Raw genomic sequence first — 15,320 nt, 5'->3', positions numbered from 1 at the left:
AACGCCACGCGCGGCAACATCGACGTCTCCATCGTCCTGAGCTGAGTCCGTGACCGACCCGGAATCCGGGTACGCCCGACCACGTTGCACCATGGGTACAAGCGACGATCGGGACAGGAAACGGGGAGCGGGGAGCGTGGACGTGGACGTCCGGGGCACGGTGGCGGACGGCTTCGAGCCGGTCCGGGACGCCTTCGTACGCAACTTCGAGCAGCGCGGGGAGCGCGGGGCGGCCGTCGCCGTCTACCGCGACGGCGTGAAGGTCGTCGACCTGTGGGCCGGGAACCGGGACGTCGACGGGACCGACCCGTGGGCCGTGGACACCGCCCAGGTCGTCCGCTCGGCGACCAAGGGCTTCGCCGCGGCCGTACCACTGCTGCTGCACCAGCGCGGGCAGCTCGACCTGGACGCGCCGGTGGGGACGTACTGGCCGGAGTTCAAGGCGGCGGGCAAGGAACGGGTGCTCGTACGGCATCTGCTGTCGCACCGGGCCGGGCTGCCCGTGCTCGACCGCCCGCTCACCGTCGCGGAGGCCACCGACGGTGCGTCCGGGGCACGGGCCGTCGCCGCTCAGACCCCGGCCTGGGAGCCGGGCACCGACCACGGCTACCACGCGCAGACCTACAGCTGGCTGCTGTCCGAACTCGTCCGCCGGGTCACCGGCCGCACCATCGGACGCTGGACGGCGGAGGAGATGGCCCGCCCGCTCGGCCTGGACTTCTGGATAGGGCTGCCCGCCGACGAGGCCCACCGGGTCGGCCGGCTCGGCCCGGTCGAGGAACCGCCCACGGCGGCCGGCGGCGGACTGAAACTGCGGCCCAAGCGGTCCGTGTCCGAGGCCTACCGCGACCCGGACTCCCTCACCCGTCGGGCCTTCGGTGCGATCGACCCGCTGCCCGACGAGAACGACCCGCTCTACCGTGCCGCCGAACTCCCCGCCTCCAACGGCATCTCCACGGCCCGCGCGCTGGCCCGCTTCTACGCGGCGACGATCGGCGAGGTCGACGGCCACCGCCTCTTCGCCCCCGCCACCGTCACCCTCGCCCGCACCGAGGAGTCGGCCGGCCCCGACCGGGTCCTGGTCGTCGGCACCCGCTTCGGCCTCGGCTACATGCTGCACGGCCCGGCCTCGCCGCTGCTCGGCACCGGCTCCTTCGGCCACCCGGGCCGCGGTGGATCGCTGGGCTTCGCCGACCCGGAGTCGGGAATCGCGCTCGGGTACGTCACGAACGGCATGCGCAAGGGGGTCACGGCGGATCCGCGTGCACAGGCTCTGGTGCGGGCGGTCCGCTCCGCGACATGATCGACGGTGTGCTTTCCGGGGGCACCGTTCCGGAGAGCGGCTGCGCCGACCCAGGGCCCGACCCCGGCAGGCGCTGCCGGCCGGGGTGACCGTGTCCGCATCGCGAAGGGAAAACCGTGGATCGTTTCGAGGGCTACGGCGTACTGATCACCGGAGCGGGACAGGGCATCGGCGAAGCGACTGCGCGCAGACTGGCGTCCGAGGGCGCCCGTGTCCTGGTCACCGACCTGGACGGCGAGCGTGCCGCGGCCACCGCCCGGACGATCCCGCGTGCCGCCTCCTTCCCCTGTGACGTGACCGACCGCGCCGCCGTCGAGGCGGCCGTGGCGTACGCCGTCGAGCAGTTCGGCACCCTGGACGTCCTCGTCAACAACGCCTACACCTGCGCCCCCGACACCCCGCTCTTCGAGGACCAGCCCGACGACACCTGGCAGCAGGACCTCGACACGGTCCTCACCGGCGCCTTCCGGTGCGCCCGCGCCGCGCTGCCGCACCTCGCGAAGGCGGGCGGCCGCGGCGCGATCGTCAACATCGGCTCCGTCAACGCCGAGCAGGACTTCGGCAACCACGCCTACAGCGCGGCCAAGGCGGGTCTCGCCTCCCTCACCCGCACCCTCGCCGGCGACGCCGCCCCGCGCGGAGTGCGCGTCAACCAGGTCACCCCGGGCACGATCCGCACCCCCGCCTGGTCCGACCGCGAGCACCAGCTCGACGCCCTCAACCGCGTCTACCCCCTGGGCCGCGTCGGCACCCCGGACGACATCGCGGCGGCCGTGGCGTTCCTGGCCTCTTCCGACGCGTCCTGGATCACCGGCACGAGCCTGCGGGTGGACGGGGGTCTGCTGGCGGTGAACACGGGCTTCATGCAGGCCGTTTCGGACGGCTGAGCGAGCGCCGTCGTCAGCCCGCCCGCAGCATCAGGCCGATCCCGACCACCATCAGTCCCGCCGCCGCGATCCGCGGACCCCCGAAGCGTTCCTTGAAGAAGAGCGCGCCGATGGCGGCGCCGACGATGATCGAGGATTCGCGCAGCGCTGCGATCGGGGCCAGGGGCGCGCGGGTCTGGGCCCACAGGACCAGCCCGTACGCGGAGATGGACAGCGCCGCGCCGAGGAGGCCGCGGGTCGCGTGCGGGCGCAGGCGGGGGAGCAGCTCGCCGCGGAGGCGGTGGTAGGCGTAGGCCGGGACGAGGATGCCCTCCAGGATCATCAGCCAGGCGATGTAGCTGATCGACGAGCCGGAGGCACGGACGCCGATGCCGTCGACGACCGTGTACGCCGCGATCGACAGGCCCGTCGCGACGGCGGCCAGCAGCGCGGGCCAGTGGGGGGTGGAACCTCTGATACCCCACAGGGCCACGCCCACCAGGCCCGCGGAGGCGACCGCGACGCCGGTCAGCTGCCAGAAGCCCAGGGTCTCGTCGACGAAAACGACCGCGAGGACGGTGACGACCAGCGGGGCCGTGCCGCGCGCGATCGGGTACATCTGGCCGAAGTCGCCCAGGCTGAACGACCGCATCAGCAGCGCCTGGTAGCCGACGTGGAGCAGGGCCGACGCGACGAGCCAGGGCCAGGCGGCAGGCCGTGGCAGCGGGGTGAAGCAGGCAGTCACCGCGCCGATCACCGCCGCGCCGCCGACGATGAGCGTGAAGGCGATCAGCTGGTCCTTGATGGTGTGGGCGAGCGCGTTCCAGCAGGCGTGCGTGACGGCGGCTATCAGGACCGCCGTCGCGACCAGAAGGCTCACGCGGTGCGCTCGCGAACGTCCACCACCGTGGCCCCGGAGTGGGAGATCACGGACTTGGGGTCGAGCGGGAACACCGTGTGCGGGGTCCCGGCGGCGGCCCAGACCACGGCGTGGTCGAGGAGCCCGCGGTCGGCCAGCACCCGGGTCTTCGTCCTGTGCCCGAAGGGCGGTACGCCGCCGATCGCGTATCCCGTCGTCTCGCGCACCAGCTCCGCGTTCGCCCGCTTGACCGCCGACGCGCCCAGCTCATGCCGTACCCGCTCCACGTCCACCCGCGAGGAGCCGTCCATCAGCACCAGCACCGGCACCCCGTCCGCCTCGAAGATCAGCGATTTGACGATCTCGCTGACATCGCAGCCGATGGCGGCGGCCGCCTCGGCCGCCGTACGCGTGGCGTCCGGGAAGCGGACGACCTCGACCTCCAGGGCGAGTTCGCGCAGGGCCTCCGCGAACCGGGGATGGGCATGGGTCTCAGGAGTGCTCATGGCCCGTCACGCTAGCGGTAGCTGTACGGGCCATGCGACCGCGTTTCGGCCCGGCCACCTCGGCGGGGCTGCGTCTCGGCCGGACGACCTTGCTCCGGGCTGCCTTTCGCCGGGCTGCGTCTCCGGCCGGACCTCTTCGCTCCGGGCTGCCTTCGGCCGGACCACCTCTTCGCCGGGCTGCCTTCGGCCGGGAACGGACCGGCTCCCGGCCGCTCCGTTCCCGGCAGTACCGGCTCAGCGCGCCTTCAGCACCGACGCCACCACCGGCCCCGCGGCGTCCCCGCCGTGCCCGGCGGCCTGCACCACCGCGGCCGCCGCCAGGTCCTCGGAGAACCCGGCGAACCAGCTGTTGGACGTGGCCTGGCCGTCCACCTCCGACGACCCGGTCTTCGCGCCCTTGTCACCGCCGACGCCGGCCATCGCCTTGGCCCCCGTACCCCAGTTCGCGGTCGCCCGCATCATGTCCCGCAGCTGACGCCAGACCGAACCCGACAGCGGCCGGGTCGCGGTGGCCAGTTCGCGGTCGTCCAGCGAACGCGGCACGATGACCGGCTGCTTGAAGCCGCCGTTCTTCGCCGTCGCCGTGATGGAGGCGATGTTGAGGGCGTTCATCTGGACCGTGCCCTGCCCGATGTACTGCGCCGCCGCCTCGCCGCCGTTCGCCTCGGGCACGCTGCCGTCGACGGTCGGCACCCCGGTCTGCCAGTCGAGCCCGATACCGAAGGTGTCGCGCGCGATGCTCGCCAGCGCAGCGTCGTCGTCGACCTCGTCGATCTGCTTGATGAACGCGGTGTTGCAGGAGCGCGCGAAGCTCTCCGTGAACGTGCCCTTCGGGATGTCGAAGTTGTCCAGGTTGTGGAAGGTCCGGCCCTGGTACATCACATCCTTCGGGCACTCCGCCTTCCGGTCCGCGGCGACCAGTCCCTTGTCCAGCAGCAGCGCGGCCGTCACGATCTTCATCGTCGAGCCGGGCGCCTGCTTGCCGCGCAGCGCCGCGTTGAAACTGTCCTTGCGGTTGTTGGCCACGGCGCGGATCTCACCCGTGCTCGGTCTGATGGCGACGACCGACGCCTCGCTGTACCGTCTCACCGCCTTCTCGGCGGCGGCCTGGACGTCTGCGTCCAGAGTGGTCGGCAGCTCGCCCGGCTCGCCCTTGGAGAGCGTCAGGAGCGTCGTGTCCGGCGTGTCGGCGCCGCCGCTGATGACCAGCTCCACCCCCGCCTTGCCACCGGCCTTCTCGCCGTACTTCTGCCGCAGTTCGTCCAGCACCGGCCCGAGCGAGGGGTACTTCTCCTTCGTCAGCTCCTCGCCGTCGCGGTCGACGGCCTTGATCGGCGGCGCGGCCGCGGGGCCCGTCCTGAGCTGCTCGTTCTCGCCGAGCTGCGGATGAATCACGGAGGGCGTCCAGTCGACGAGCGGCCGCCCGGTGGTCACCCCGCGCACGACGGTGAGTTCGGAGGCGTACGTCCAGGGCTTGCTCTGCCCTTCGTACGAGACCGTGCCGCTGACCGTGAACGGCACCTTCGTGCCGGCCGCCGCCCCCTGCTTCATCTTCACATCGGTGACATGCGCGCTCTCCTGGTACGAGGCGATGGTGGGCTCCGCGTCCGCGGCGTTGTTGGTGAGCTGCGCGGCGAGCGGTGCCTCGCCTCCCGCCCACGCCGCGAGAAAGTCCTTCGCGGTCGTACGGATCTCGTCGGCGCTCAGCGGCCCCGACTTCGGCGCGGACGCGGACTTGGTCTCCGGACCGCCGCCGCCCCCTCCGCCGTTCAGCACGTTGTACGCGCCGTAGCTCACTCCGCCGGCGAACAGGACGAACACTCCGCCGATGATGGCGACTTTGGCTCCACTGCGCATTTCTGAGATTCCCTCCCCGTTTCCCCTGTGCCTTTACGGTAGGCGGCGGTTGTGACGGGAGAGGCGGTCGTTACCGGAATGTGCCGTCGGCAGGGTGGGGCACGGGGTAGTGCACACCCCATGAACAACCCGCGCATCATCGAACGGACCGCGCCCCGCCGCTCAGCCGCTGCCCCGCGCCAGGTCTGGTACGCGTCCTACGGCTCCAACATGCACCTGGACCGTCTGTCGTACTACGTCACGGGCGGACGGCCGCCGGGCGCGTCCAGGACCTGCCCGGGCTGTCGGGACCGCCGTGCGCCGACGGCGTCCGTGCCGGTGGAGCTCCAGGGCGTCCTGTACTTCGCCACCCGGTCCCCGGTGTGGAACGGCGGCAGGGCCTTCTACGACCCCGAGACGCCGGGCCGGGTCCGTGCCAGGGCCCGTCTGGTCACGGTCGGACAGTTCTCCGACATCGCCGCCCTCATGCCGGACGACGCACCCGGGTCCGCGCCGAACCGCTAGGACGCGGCCTGGGACGCGGACGGTGTGTGGTTTCCCGCAATACCCAAAGCCCGGGTGATTGTGGGGCAATCACCCGGGGCGGATGGGCGGCGGAGCTAAGAACTGCTGGCAATTCATGCCGGTCCTGGTGCCGCCATGCTGGGGAAGGCTACTTCCAACTCGAAAAGACCAGAACGAGTTTCAAGCGACGGCCCTCGCGCCCCTGACCGTAATCATTGGCCGCTGCCCGAGTGGGAGCGGTGCTTAATCCAAGCTGTGCCACCACCTGTGCAGGCAACGAGGAGCACGAGCAGAACAGGGATAAGCGGGCCAAGACCCAGGCCTTCGAACACAATGCCTCCTTGGCGCGGAGGGAGAGAGGAATGAGAAACTCGACGGAGAATGCTGCGCGTTCGCCCGCGTGTGGTCTGGTCGATTCAGTTTACTCGTCCTTGAGGTAACCGCCCACGAAGCCGCGGTAGTCACCCCAGACCCGCTCGCGCTTGTCCCATTCGCTGCCCCAGCACTCCGCCGTCCAGACGGTCTCGCTCTGGGCGTTGTCAGCCGGCGGCGAGGAAATCCATTCCTTCACCGGGCTGTGAGAGAACGAGCATCCCGGCACGTACAGGTAGTGAGACGCGCTACCCGGGTACACCTTCTTGGTGTCCCTGCCCTTGACCTGGTAGTTGGTCCTCACCGACACCCGCGCGACCTTGACGCCCAGGAACTTGTCGGTGACCGCGTACGAGGCCCACATGTCCCTGTATCCGGACGCCCTGAGCGCCGCGCTGGTGTTGGGGGACGTCTCGTCAGTACCGCCGAGGGACTCACGCTCCACCACGACGTCACCGCCTGCCAGCACCACACGCTTGTTGCCCGTGACCGAAGACGGGGCTTCGACCTCCTCGAAGAACCTGTCCATCACGGAGCGGTCCTCGAGGAGGTCAAGGAATCGGACCTTCTCGGCACTCGAAAGGGCCGAGAACCCCTGAGCGGTTTCCTTGGCCTGCTCGTCCCCCTGAGCCGACTTCGCCGCGAGGTAGGCCGAATACTTGGCGATCCGGGACGCCTGCGGGCCCACAACGGCGTCGGCCTGAGCGGATCCGGGCAGCATCGCCAGAGCTATTCCGGCAAGAGCGACACCGGCAGTGGCGGTTGCACCGCTTCTGAATACGGAGCGCATATCGGTTCCTGTCCCCTTCGTTCATGACACTCGATTGAGTTCGAGCAGGAAAGGGAGGTGCACAAATCCGTACCCATCAGCCCCCGTCCCCCCGTGTTGCGTGCCCGCTTGGTCCCTGCGGTCACGCCTCACAAAGAGTGCACGAGAAAGTCACAACACGTCAATCGATCTTCCAGTTATTTGAGGTTCACCTGAGCTAGGGGATCTGCTGCGGCTGACCGGCTGCACGATATGCGGAATTGGTGAATCCGGGTGACTGTAACGGCGGCCTCGGGAATGATTGCAGTCACGCAAACCTTGCGTGATTACCGGCCATGCCAGGGCTGGTAGTGGCGGCCCGCTGTAAATCCGGCGCGTGCCGAATCGCTACTGCGTCGTCGTAACGTCCTCGGCTGCCCGGGGACTCGGGAAGACGGGTTGACTCTCCTGAGCCTGCTTCCGGCTCGCGACGACTCAGGACAACCGGAGACGACCATCAACGGCAATGGCGGGCCCGGCACCACCACGTGCCGGGCCCGCCATCGTGCCTGCTACACCCACGTGTCCAGCCACATCCGCCCGCGCCAGTCGTCCATCGGAATCGGCTGGCCCGTGTAGATCGGCCAGAAGTAGATGAAGTTCCAGATGATCAGCAGCACCAGCACTCCGGCCCCCACCGCGCCGAACGTCCTGCGGCGTTCGTCCGACCCCGGTGGGCCGATGATCGCGCCGATCATCATCGTGACCGCGAGACAGAGGAACGGCACGAAGACGACCGCGTAGAAGAGGAAGATCGTGCGCTCCTGGTAGAAGAACCACGGCACCCAGCCCGCCGCCACCCCGCAGGCGATCGCGCCCGCCCGCCAGTCGCGGCGGAAGGCCCAGCGCCACAGCACGTACGCGAGCGCGAAGCACGCGGCCCACCACAGCAGCGGGGTGCCGATCGCCAGGACCTCGCGGGCGCACTTCTCCGTGGCCGTCACCGGGCAGCCGGCGGTACCCGGGGCCGGGTCCTCGTAGAAGTACGAGACGGGACGTCCCAGGACGATCCAGCTCCACGGGTTGGACTGGTACGTGTGGCCCGAGGTGAGGTTGACGTGGAATTCGAAGACCTCGGTCTCGTAGTGCCAGAGGCTGCGCAGCCAGTCGGGCAGCCAGGTCCAGGCCCCGCCGCGCCCCTCGTTCTGCGCCCAGTCCCGGAAGTAGCCCTTGTCGGTGACGATCCAGCCCGTCCAGGAAGCGACGTACGTGACGATCGCGACCGGCACCGTCGAGACGAACGCGGGCAGGATGTCGCGCCGCAGGACCGCCTGGTACGGGCGCACCGCACCCGCGGTGCGCCGGGCGCCCGCGTCCCACAGGACCGTCATCAGGCCGAACGCGGCCAGGATGTACAGCCCGTTCCACTTGGTCGCGAAGGCCAGGCCGAGCATGACACCGGCCGCGATCCGCCACGGCCGCAGGCCCAGGCGCAGGTTCTCCGCGATCCGTACGTCCGGCCGCAGCACGCCCTCCGCGTCCACCGGCAGCGCGGCGGCCAGCTTCGAGCGTGCCCGGTCGCGGTCGATGAGGAGGCAGCCGAAGGCCGCCAGCACGAAGAACATCAGCACCTGGTCGAGCAGCGCCGTGCGGCTCATCACGAAGTGCAGACCGTCCACGGCGAGCAGCGCGCCCGCCAGACACCCCAGGAACGTCGAACGGAACAGCCGGCGGCCGATCCGGCAGAGCATCAGCACGGACAGCGTCCCGAGCACGAACACCATGAAGCGCCAGCCGAACGGCGTGAACCCGAACAGCTGCTCGCCGAGCCCGATGATCCATTTGCCGACCGGCGGGTGCACCACATAGCCGGGGTCCACCGGGATCGCGACCGCGTCCGGATTCTTCAGAATCGACTTGTCGATGTCTTTCGGCCAGGAGCCCTCGTACCCCTGGTTGATCAGCGCCCAGGCGTCCTTGGCGTAGTACGTCTCGTCGAATATCACCGCCTTGGGGCTGCCGAGATGCCAGAACCGCAGCACCCCGGCCACCAGCGCCACCAGCAGCGGGCCGCCCCAGGCCGTCAGTCGCTCCACCACCCGGGCCGCCCCCGGCGGGACGCCGAGCAGCGACCACAGCCGGTCGGAGGGCCGGGTGTACGGCGGGACGAGCCGGTCGCGCAGTCCGATGCCGGGCCGCGGCACATGGCCGAATCTGCGCAGGCGCTGCTGCCAGGAGGGCGGCTGTTCAGCGGCGTCCTGGCCCTGCAGGGCCTGTGGGGCAGTACTGGTCACCGCGCCATCGTAGGGAACGCGTCTGTGCGTGGCGTGTCTCCCCGCCCTGCGAGGATGGCTCCTGTGACTGGATCGGTGACTGGAACGCTCGTACTCGCAGGGACGCCCATCGGCGATGTGGCGGACGCGCCGCCGCGGCTGGCGGCCGAGCTGGAGACCGCCGATGTGGTCGCCGCGGAGGACACCCGGCGGCTGCGCCGGCTCACCCAGGCGCTCGGGGTGCACACCCGCGGCCGGGTCGTGTCGTACTTCGAGGGCAACGAGTCGGCCCGGACGCCCGAGCTGGTCGAGGCGCTGGAGGGCGGCGCACGGGTACTGCTGGTGACCGACGCCGGTATGCCGTCCGTGTCCGACCCGGGCTACCGGCTGGTCGCCGCGGCGGTCGAGAAGGACATCAAGGTCACCGCCGTCCCCGGCCCCTCCGCGGTGCTGACCGCACTCGCGCTGTCGGGGCTGCCCGTGGACCGCTTCTGCTTCGAGGGCTTCCTGCCCCGCAAGGCCGGCGAGCGGCTCGGCCGGCTGCGCGAGGTCGAGGGCGAGCGCCGCACGCTCGTCTACTTCGAGGCACCGCACCGCCTCGACGACACGCTGGCCGCCATGGCCGAGGTGTTCGGCGCGGACCGCAGGGCGGCGGTCTGCCGTGAGCTGACCAAGACGTACGAGGAAGTGAAGCGCGGCGGTCTCGGCGAGCTGGCGGCCTGGGCCGCCGAGGGCGTGCGCGGCGAGATCACCGTCGTCGTGGAGGGCGCCCCGGCCCCCCGGCCCGGTGACCTGGACGCGGACGAGCTGGTGCGCCGGGTGCGGGTGCGCGAGGAGGCGGGGGAGCGGCGCAAGGAGGCGATCGCGGCGGTCGCGGCCGAGGCGGGCGTACCCAAGCGGGAGGTCTTCGACGCGGTCGTGGCAGCAAAGAAAATGGCAGGAACAGGCCCCTCCGACGGTAAAGGTCTATCGTGAAAGGCAAAGCTCAGACCGCGTGATCAGGCCTTCCGGAATGCGATGGCCAAATCCTCATCAATTAGCCGGAAGGCCTGGTGCGCTCCCGCCGGAACGGGCGTCCACTGAAAGACATACCCCCGGCGTGACAGGGGGCGGCAGTGGACAGGAGGAGCTGGCATGAGTGAGATAGCGGGCACCCCGAGCGAGACACGACCGATCCCGGTCGCCGCACCCGAGACCGTGCAGGAGTCGTACGCCTTCGCCTGCATGCGGTGCGGCCGCAGCTGGGAGCAGACCTACGACATCGAGCACCACACCGACGGCCGCGGCCAGCCGTTCTTCATGTACCGCGTACAGGGGCAGCTCGTTCCCTCTCCGCTGACCCATCTCACCTGCCTCAACTGCGGCGGCAAGAAGGTCCGCATCATGCGTGGCGGACAGGTCTCCTCCCTCGCGGAGTCGCTCCGCCGCCAGCACATCACGCCCCCCAACTACGCCACCGCGGGACCCGTCCCCGCCCTGGAGACGAGGGTCTCGGAGACGAGCGCCACGGAGACGAGCGCCACGGCGCCGAAGACCACGGAGCCGGAGACCACGGAGCCCCTCCCCGACGCCGGGCACGAGGCCGCGCGGCACCGGCGCCTCGGCGAGGTCCTGCGCGGCCTCCACCGCCGTAAGTGAGGCCATGGCCACGGTCCTCGTACGATCGTGGTCATGAGTTCCAAGCCCAACGACACGCCCCCGCCGCTGCCCGCCCCGCTGGGAGTGCCGGTCGCCGATTCGCACACCCACCTGGACATGCAGAGCGGCACCGTCGAGGAGGGCCTCGAGAAGGCCGCGTCGGTCGGTGTGACGACCGTCGTCCAGGTGGGCTGTGACATCAAGGGCTCCCGTTGGGCGGCGGAGACGGCCGCCGCACACGACAACGTGCACGCCGCCGTGGCGCTGCACCCGAACGAGGCGCCGCGCATCGTGCACGGGGACCCCGACGGATGGTCCCGACAGGGGGCGAGGGAGGGCGGCGGCGACGCGGCCCTCGACGACGCGCTCGCCGAGATCGACCGGCTCGCCGGTCTCGATCAGGTGCGGGCCGTCGGCGAGACCGGGCTCGACTTCTTCCGTACCGGACCGGAAGGCATCGCCGCGCAGGAGCGTTCCTTCCGCGCCCATATCGAGATCGCCAAGCGGCGGGGCAAGGCCCTCGTCATCCACGACCGCGACGCGCACGCCGACGTCCTGCGCATCCTCGCCGAGGAAGGCGCTCCCGAACGGACCGTGTTCCACTGCTACTCCGGCGACGCGGACATGGCCCGGATCTGCGCGGACGCCGGGTACTTCATGTCGTTCGCGGGCAACGTGACCTTCAAGAACGCCCAGCCGCTGCGCGACGCCCTCGCCGTCGCCCCGCTGGAGCTCGTCCTCGTGGAGACCGACGCGCCGTTCCTGACGCCCGCGCCCTACCGCGGACGGCCCAACGCGCCGTATCTCATTCCGGTCACGGTCCGCGCGATGGCCGCGGTGCGGGGGATCGGAGAGGACGCCATGTCGGAGGCGATCGCGGCGAACACGGCTCGTGCATTTGATTACTGAACGATAACGAACAGTCACACTCCGGAAGGGGTGGCGGGTCGGCGGCGCGACACTGCGTAGTCGAGTTGCTTTGGAGAGTGACATCGCTCGGCTAGGGTCCCGGCCTCGTGAGCACTTCGCAGGGCAGTCACCGTGCCGAACGCGGCGTCCGCCGCGCCGCCGGGCTCATGGAGCCCCCGCCCCCGCCGCCGGCCCCGCCGGCCCCGGTGCGGGTCCCGGCCGTGTCCCCGTACGAGCCGACCGTCACGGCGCTCATCCATGACAAGGGCGCGTACGACGACGAGGGCGCGTACGACGACGAGGGCGCGTACGACGACGAGGGCGCGTACGACGACGAGGGCGCGTACGACGACGAGGGCGCGTACGACGACGAGGGCGCGTACGACGACGAGGACGCGTACCTCAAAGCCGCGCACGGCGCCGGCGCGGACGAAGCGCCCGGCGTCCCGGCCGTGCCCGTCGCACCGCCGGCGACGGGCGGCCGTGCGGAGGCCCGCCGTGCCGCCCGTCGCCGCAGGCCCGGCCCACCGGGCGGCACGGTGGAAGGCCTGCGCCGCATCGTCCCCCAGGCGCTCGTCGTCGCCTTCCTCGTCGGCGGCACCTCCGCCTTCGTCGCCGCAGACAAGGCCGTCCGGCTCAGCGTCGACGGCGTCCCCCGCACCCTGCACACCTTCGCCGACGACGTGAACGAGCTGCTCGGTGACGAGGGACTGGCCGTCGGCGAGCACGACATCGTCGCCCCGGCGCCCGGCTCGGCGCTCGCGAGCGGCGACGAGATCGTCGTCCGCTACGGCCGGCCGATCACCCTCACCGTCGACGGGCGGCGCCGCCAGGTGTGGACCACCGCCCGCACCGTCGAAGAGGCACTGCACCAGGTCGGGGTGCGTGCCGAGGGCGCGTTCCTGTCCGTGTCCCGCTCCATGCCGATCTCCCGCAGGGGGCTCGCCCTCCACGTACGGACCGAGCGGACGGTCACTTTCATGGCCGACGGCCGCGAACGCACCATCCGTACGAACGCGGCGACCGTGCGCGAAGCGGTCGAGGAGGCCGGCATCACCCTGAGCGGCCAGGACACCACCTCCGTACCGCCCGGCAGCTTCCCGCGCGACGGCCAGACCGTCACCGTCATGCGGATCACCGCCGGCCGGCAGGTCCGCGAGGAGCCCGTCCCGTACGACACCGTGACGACCGAGGACCCGTCCCTGCACACCGGCACCGAGGTCGTCGAACAGCAGGGACACAAGGGCACCCGCCGCGTCACCTACGCCCTGCGCACCGTCAACGGCGTCCGGCAGAAACCCACGAAGATCGCCGAGGAGCTGGTGCGCGAACCGGTGACCCAGCGGGTCAAGGTCGGCACCAGACCGCTGCCCCACTCGGTCGCCGGGGCGGACGGCCTGAACTGGGACGCGCTCGCGCAGTGCGAGTCCGGCGGCCGCCCGGACGCGGTGGACCCGTCGGGTACGTACGGCGGGCTGTACCAGTTCGACACCGGCACCTGGCACGCACTCGGCGGCCGCGGCAGACCGCAGGACGCCCCCGCCGATGAGCAGACGTACCGGGCGAAGAAGCTCTACGTGCAGCGGGGGGCGAGCCCGTGGCCGCACTGCGGCCGTAGGCTGTACCGGTGAGCACCACCGATCCCGCCGGCCCCGACGCCCTTCTCGGCCCGGCCGACATCCGTGAACTGGCCGCAGCGCTTGGCGTACGCCCCACCAAGCAGCGCGGCCAGAACTTCGTCATCGACGCCAACACGGTCCGCCGGATCGTCCGCACCGCCGAAGTGCGCCCCGACGACGTGGTGGTGGAGGTCGGACCCGGACTCGGCTCGCTCACCCTCGCGCTGCTGGACGCCGCGGACCGCGTGACCGCCGTCGAGATCGACGACGTACTCGCCGCGGCACTGCCCACGACGATCGCCGCCCGGATGCCCGCGAAGAAGGACCACTTCGCACTCGTCCACTCCGACGCCATGCACCTCCAGGAGCTGCCGGGCCCGGAGCCGACCGCGCTCGTCGCGAACCTTCCGTACAACGTGGCCGTCCCGGTCCTGCTGCACATGCTGGACCGCTTCCCGACCATCGAGCGCACGCTGGTCATGGTCCAGGCCGAGGTCGCCGACCGGCTGGCCGCCCAGCCCGGCAACAAGGTCTACGGCGTGCCGTCCGTGAAGGCCAACTGGTACGCGGAGGTCAAGCGGGCCGGCGCGATCGGCCGCAATGTGTTCTGGCCCGCGCCGAACGTCGACTCGGGGCTGGTGTCCCTGGTGCGGCGTACCGAGCCGGTGAAGACGACCGCCTCCAAGGCCGAGGTCTTCGCCGTCGTCGACGCGGCCTTCGCGCAGCGCCGCAAGACTCTGCGGGCCGCACTGGCCGGCTGGGCGGGCTCCCCGGCGGCCGCCGAGGCGGCGCTGGTCGCGGCCGGGGTCTCCCCGCAGGCGCGGGGCGAGTCCCTGACGGTGGAGGAGTTCGCGCGCATCGCGGAGGCCAAGAAGTGAGCGTCACGGTACGAGTGCCCGCCAAGGTCAACGTTCAGCTGGCGGTGGGCGCCGCGCGGGCCGACGGCTACCACGACCTGGCCAATGTGTTCCTCGCCGTCGGGCTGTACGACGAGATCACCGTCACCCCGGCCGAGTCCCTGACGGTCAGCTGCTCGGGCCCCGACGCCGGCCAGGTCCCCCTGGACCGTACGAACCTCGCCGCGCGCGCCGCCGAGCTGCTCGCCGCCCGCCACGGCATCGACCCGGCGGTCCACATCCACATCGCGAAGGACATCCCCGTCGCGGGCGGCATGGCGGGCGGCAGCGCCGACGGCGCGGGCGCGCTGCTGGCGTGCGACGCGCTGTGGTCCACCGGAGCGTCGAAGGCCGAGCTCCTCGACATCTGCGCCGAACTCGGCAGCGATGTGCCGTTCAGCCTGGTCGGCGGAGCGGCCCTCGGCACGGGCCGGGGCGAGCGGCTCACCGAGCTGCCGGTCGGCGGCGCGTTCCACTGGGTGTTCGCGGTCGCCGACGGCGGACTGTCCACCCCCGCCGTGTACCGGGAGTTCGACCGGCTGAACGAGGGCGTGGACGTCCCCGCCCCCGTGGCCTCCCCGCTGCTGCTCGACGCCCTGCGCACCGGCGACGCGGGCGCACTGGCCGGGGCGCTGGTGAACGACTTGCAGCCCGCGGCGCTCTCCCTGCGCCCGCCCCTCGCGGACACGCTCACCGCGGGCACGGAAGCGGGGGCGCTGGCCGCGCTCGTGTCCGGCTCGGGACCGACGACGGCGTTCCTCGCGAAGGACGCGGACGCGGCGGACCAGATCGCCGGGGCCCTGACGGCCTCGGGCACCTGCCGCACGGCACGGGTGGCACCGTCACCGGCGCCCGGCGCGACGGTCCGGTAACCGGGGCAGCCGCTCCGGACCCCGCGCCTCAATCGCCGGCGAGGCCCGGGCGAGACTCCCTCTGAGCCCGTCGGGCCCCGGACCCCCGGGGCGGCGAT

At 71.4% G+C, this 15,320-nt stretch carries 14 protein-coding genes; 9 read left to right on the top strand and 5 right to left on the bottom strand.

From position 1 onward, the window contains the following. The first annotated feature begins 142 nt into the window (after positions 1–142). On the top strand, positions 143–1,303 hold the full coding sequence (locus tag AC0699_RS25335; RefSeq protein ID WP_478664423.1) for a serine hydrolase domain-containing protein: 1,161 nt from the start codon (positions 143–145) through the stop codon (positions 1,301–1,303). 116 nt (positions 1,304–1,419) lie between these two features. Continuing rightward, entirely contained in the window at positions 1,420–2,190 is a 771-nt protein-coding gene (locus AC0699_RS25330) for an SDR family NAD(P)-dependent oxidoreductase (protein WP_478664262.1), read from the top strand. A 13-nt stretch (positions 2,191–2,203) separates the two neighbouring features. Here AC0699_RS25330 and AC0699_RS25325 read toward each other — a convergent pair whose 3' ends face one another. From AC0699_RS25325 to AC0699_RS25315, 3 genes are all read right to left on the bottom strand, one after another. After that, positions 2,204–3,049 carry an EamA family transporter gene (locus AC0699_RS25325; RefSeq protein WP_478664258.1) on the bottom strand — a complete coding sequence of 282 codons (846 nt, stop codon included), beginning with the start codon at positions 3,047–3,049 and terminating at the stop codon, positions 2,204–2,206. After that, entirely contained in the window at positions 3,046–3,534 is a 489-nt protein-coding gene (locus tag AC0699_RS25320) for a YbaK/EbsC family protein (RefSeq protein ID WP_478664256.1), read from the bottom strand. Before AC0699_RS25320 ends, AC0699_RS25325 begins: the two co-directional genes overlap by 4 nt. A 234-nt stretch (positions 3,535–3,768) precedes the next feature. Continuing rightward, entirely contained in the window at positions 3,769–5,391 is a 1,623-nt protein-coding gene (locus AC0699_RS25315; RefSeq protein WP_478664254.1) for a penicillin-binding transpeptidase domain-containing protein, read from the bottom strand. A 120-nt stretch (positions 5,392–5,511) separates the two neighbouring features. Here AC0699_RS25315 and AC0699_RS25310 point away from each other — a divergent pair, with 120 nt between their 5' ends. Then, positions 5,512–5,895 (top strand): hypothetical protein, encoded by a 384-nt coding sequence (locus AC0699_RS25310; RefSeq protein ID WP_478664252.1) that lies wholly within the window; start codon positions 5,512–5,514, stop codon positions 5,893–5,895. A 421-nt stretch (positions 5,896–6,316) separates the two neighbouring features. Here AC0699_RS25310 and AC0699_RS25305 read toward each other — a convergent pair whose 3' ends face one another. Together AC0699_RS25305 and AC0699_RS25300 are read right to left on the bottom strand one after the other, a co-directional pair. Then, positions 6,317–7,057: a hypothetical protein gene (locus AC0699_RS25305; RefSeq protein ID WP_478664250.1), complete on the bottom strand. Its 741-nt coding sequence runs from the start codon at positions 7,055–7,057 to the stop codon at positions 6,317–6,319. A gap of 530 nt (positions 7,058–7,587) precedes the next feature. Further along, positions 7,588–9,309, bottom strand: coding sequence for a dolichyl-phosphate-mannose--protein mannosyltransferase (locus tag AC0699_RS25300; protein WP_478664248.1), 1,722 nt, complete (start codon positions 9,307–9,309; stop codon positions 7,588–7,590). Positions 9,310–9,363: 54 nt separating this feature from the next. On the opposite strand from AC0699_RS25300, the gene rsmI reads away from it, so the two are divergent. The 6 genes from rsmI to AC0699_RS25270 all read left to right on the top strand — a co-directional run bounded on the left by rsmI (position 9,364) and on the right by AC0699_RS25270 (position 15,222). Then, positions 9,364–10,263, top strand: a complete 900-nt coding sequence (gene rsmI / locus AC0699_RS25295; RefSeq protein WP_478664246.1) for a 16S rRNA (cytidine(1402)-2'-O)-methyltransferase — start codon at positions 9,364–9,366, stop codon at positions 10,261–10,263. Between the two features lie 159 nt (positions 10,264–10,422). After that, entirely contained in the window at positions 10,423–10,926 is a 504-nt protein-coding gene (locus AC0699_RS25290; RefSeq protein ID WP_478664244.1) for a hypothetical protein, read from the top strand. Positions 10,927–10,959: 33 nt separating this feature from the next. After that, a complete protein-coding gene (locus AC0699_RS25285; RefSeq protein WP_478664241.1) occupies positions 10,960–11,835 on the top strand; it encodes a TatD family hydrolase in 876 nt (291 codons plus the stop codon). Between the two features lie 167 nt (positions 11,836–12,002). Then, positions 12,003–13,466: a ubiquitin-like domain-containing protein gene (locus tag AC0699_RS25280; protein WP_478664421.1), complete on the top strand. Its 1,464-nt coding sequence runs from the start codon at positions 12,003–12,005 to the stop codon at positions 13,464–13,466. Further along, complete coding sequence (gene rsmA / locus AC0699_RS25275) at positions 13,463–14,332, top strand: 16S rRNA (adenine(1518)-N(6)/adenine(1519)-N(6))-dimethyltransferase RsmA (RefSeq protein WP_453662658.1); 870 nt, start codon at positions 13,463–13,465, stop codon at positions 14,330–14,332. The genes AC0699_RS25280 and rsmA overlap by 4 nt, the downstream gene beginning before the upstream one ends. After that, positions 14,329–15,222: a 4-(cytidine 5'-diphospho)-2-C-methyl-D-erythritol kinase gene (locus AC0699_RS25270; RefSeq protein ID WP_478664238.1), complete on the top strand. Its 894-nt coding sequence runs from the start codon at positions 14,329–14,331 to the stop codon at positions 15,220–15,222. Before rsmA ends, AC0699_RS25270 begins: the two co-directional genes overlap by 4 nt. The last annotated feature ends 98 nt before the right edge of the window (positions 15,223–15,320 follow it).

This window comes from Streptomyces sp. NPDC043870, from assembly GCF_056435785.1.
Note: the sequence above shows the minus strand (reverse complement) of the source record. Positions and strands in the feature narration are given on the sequence as shown.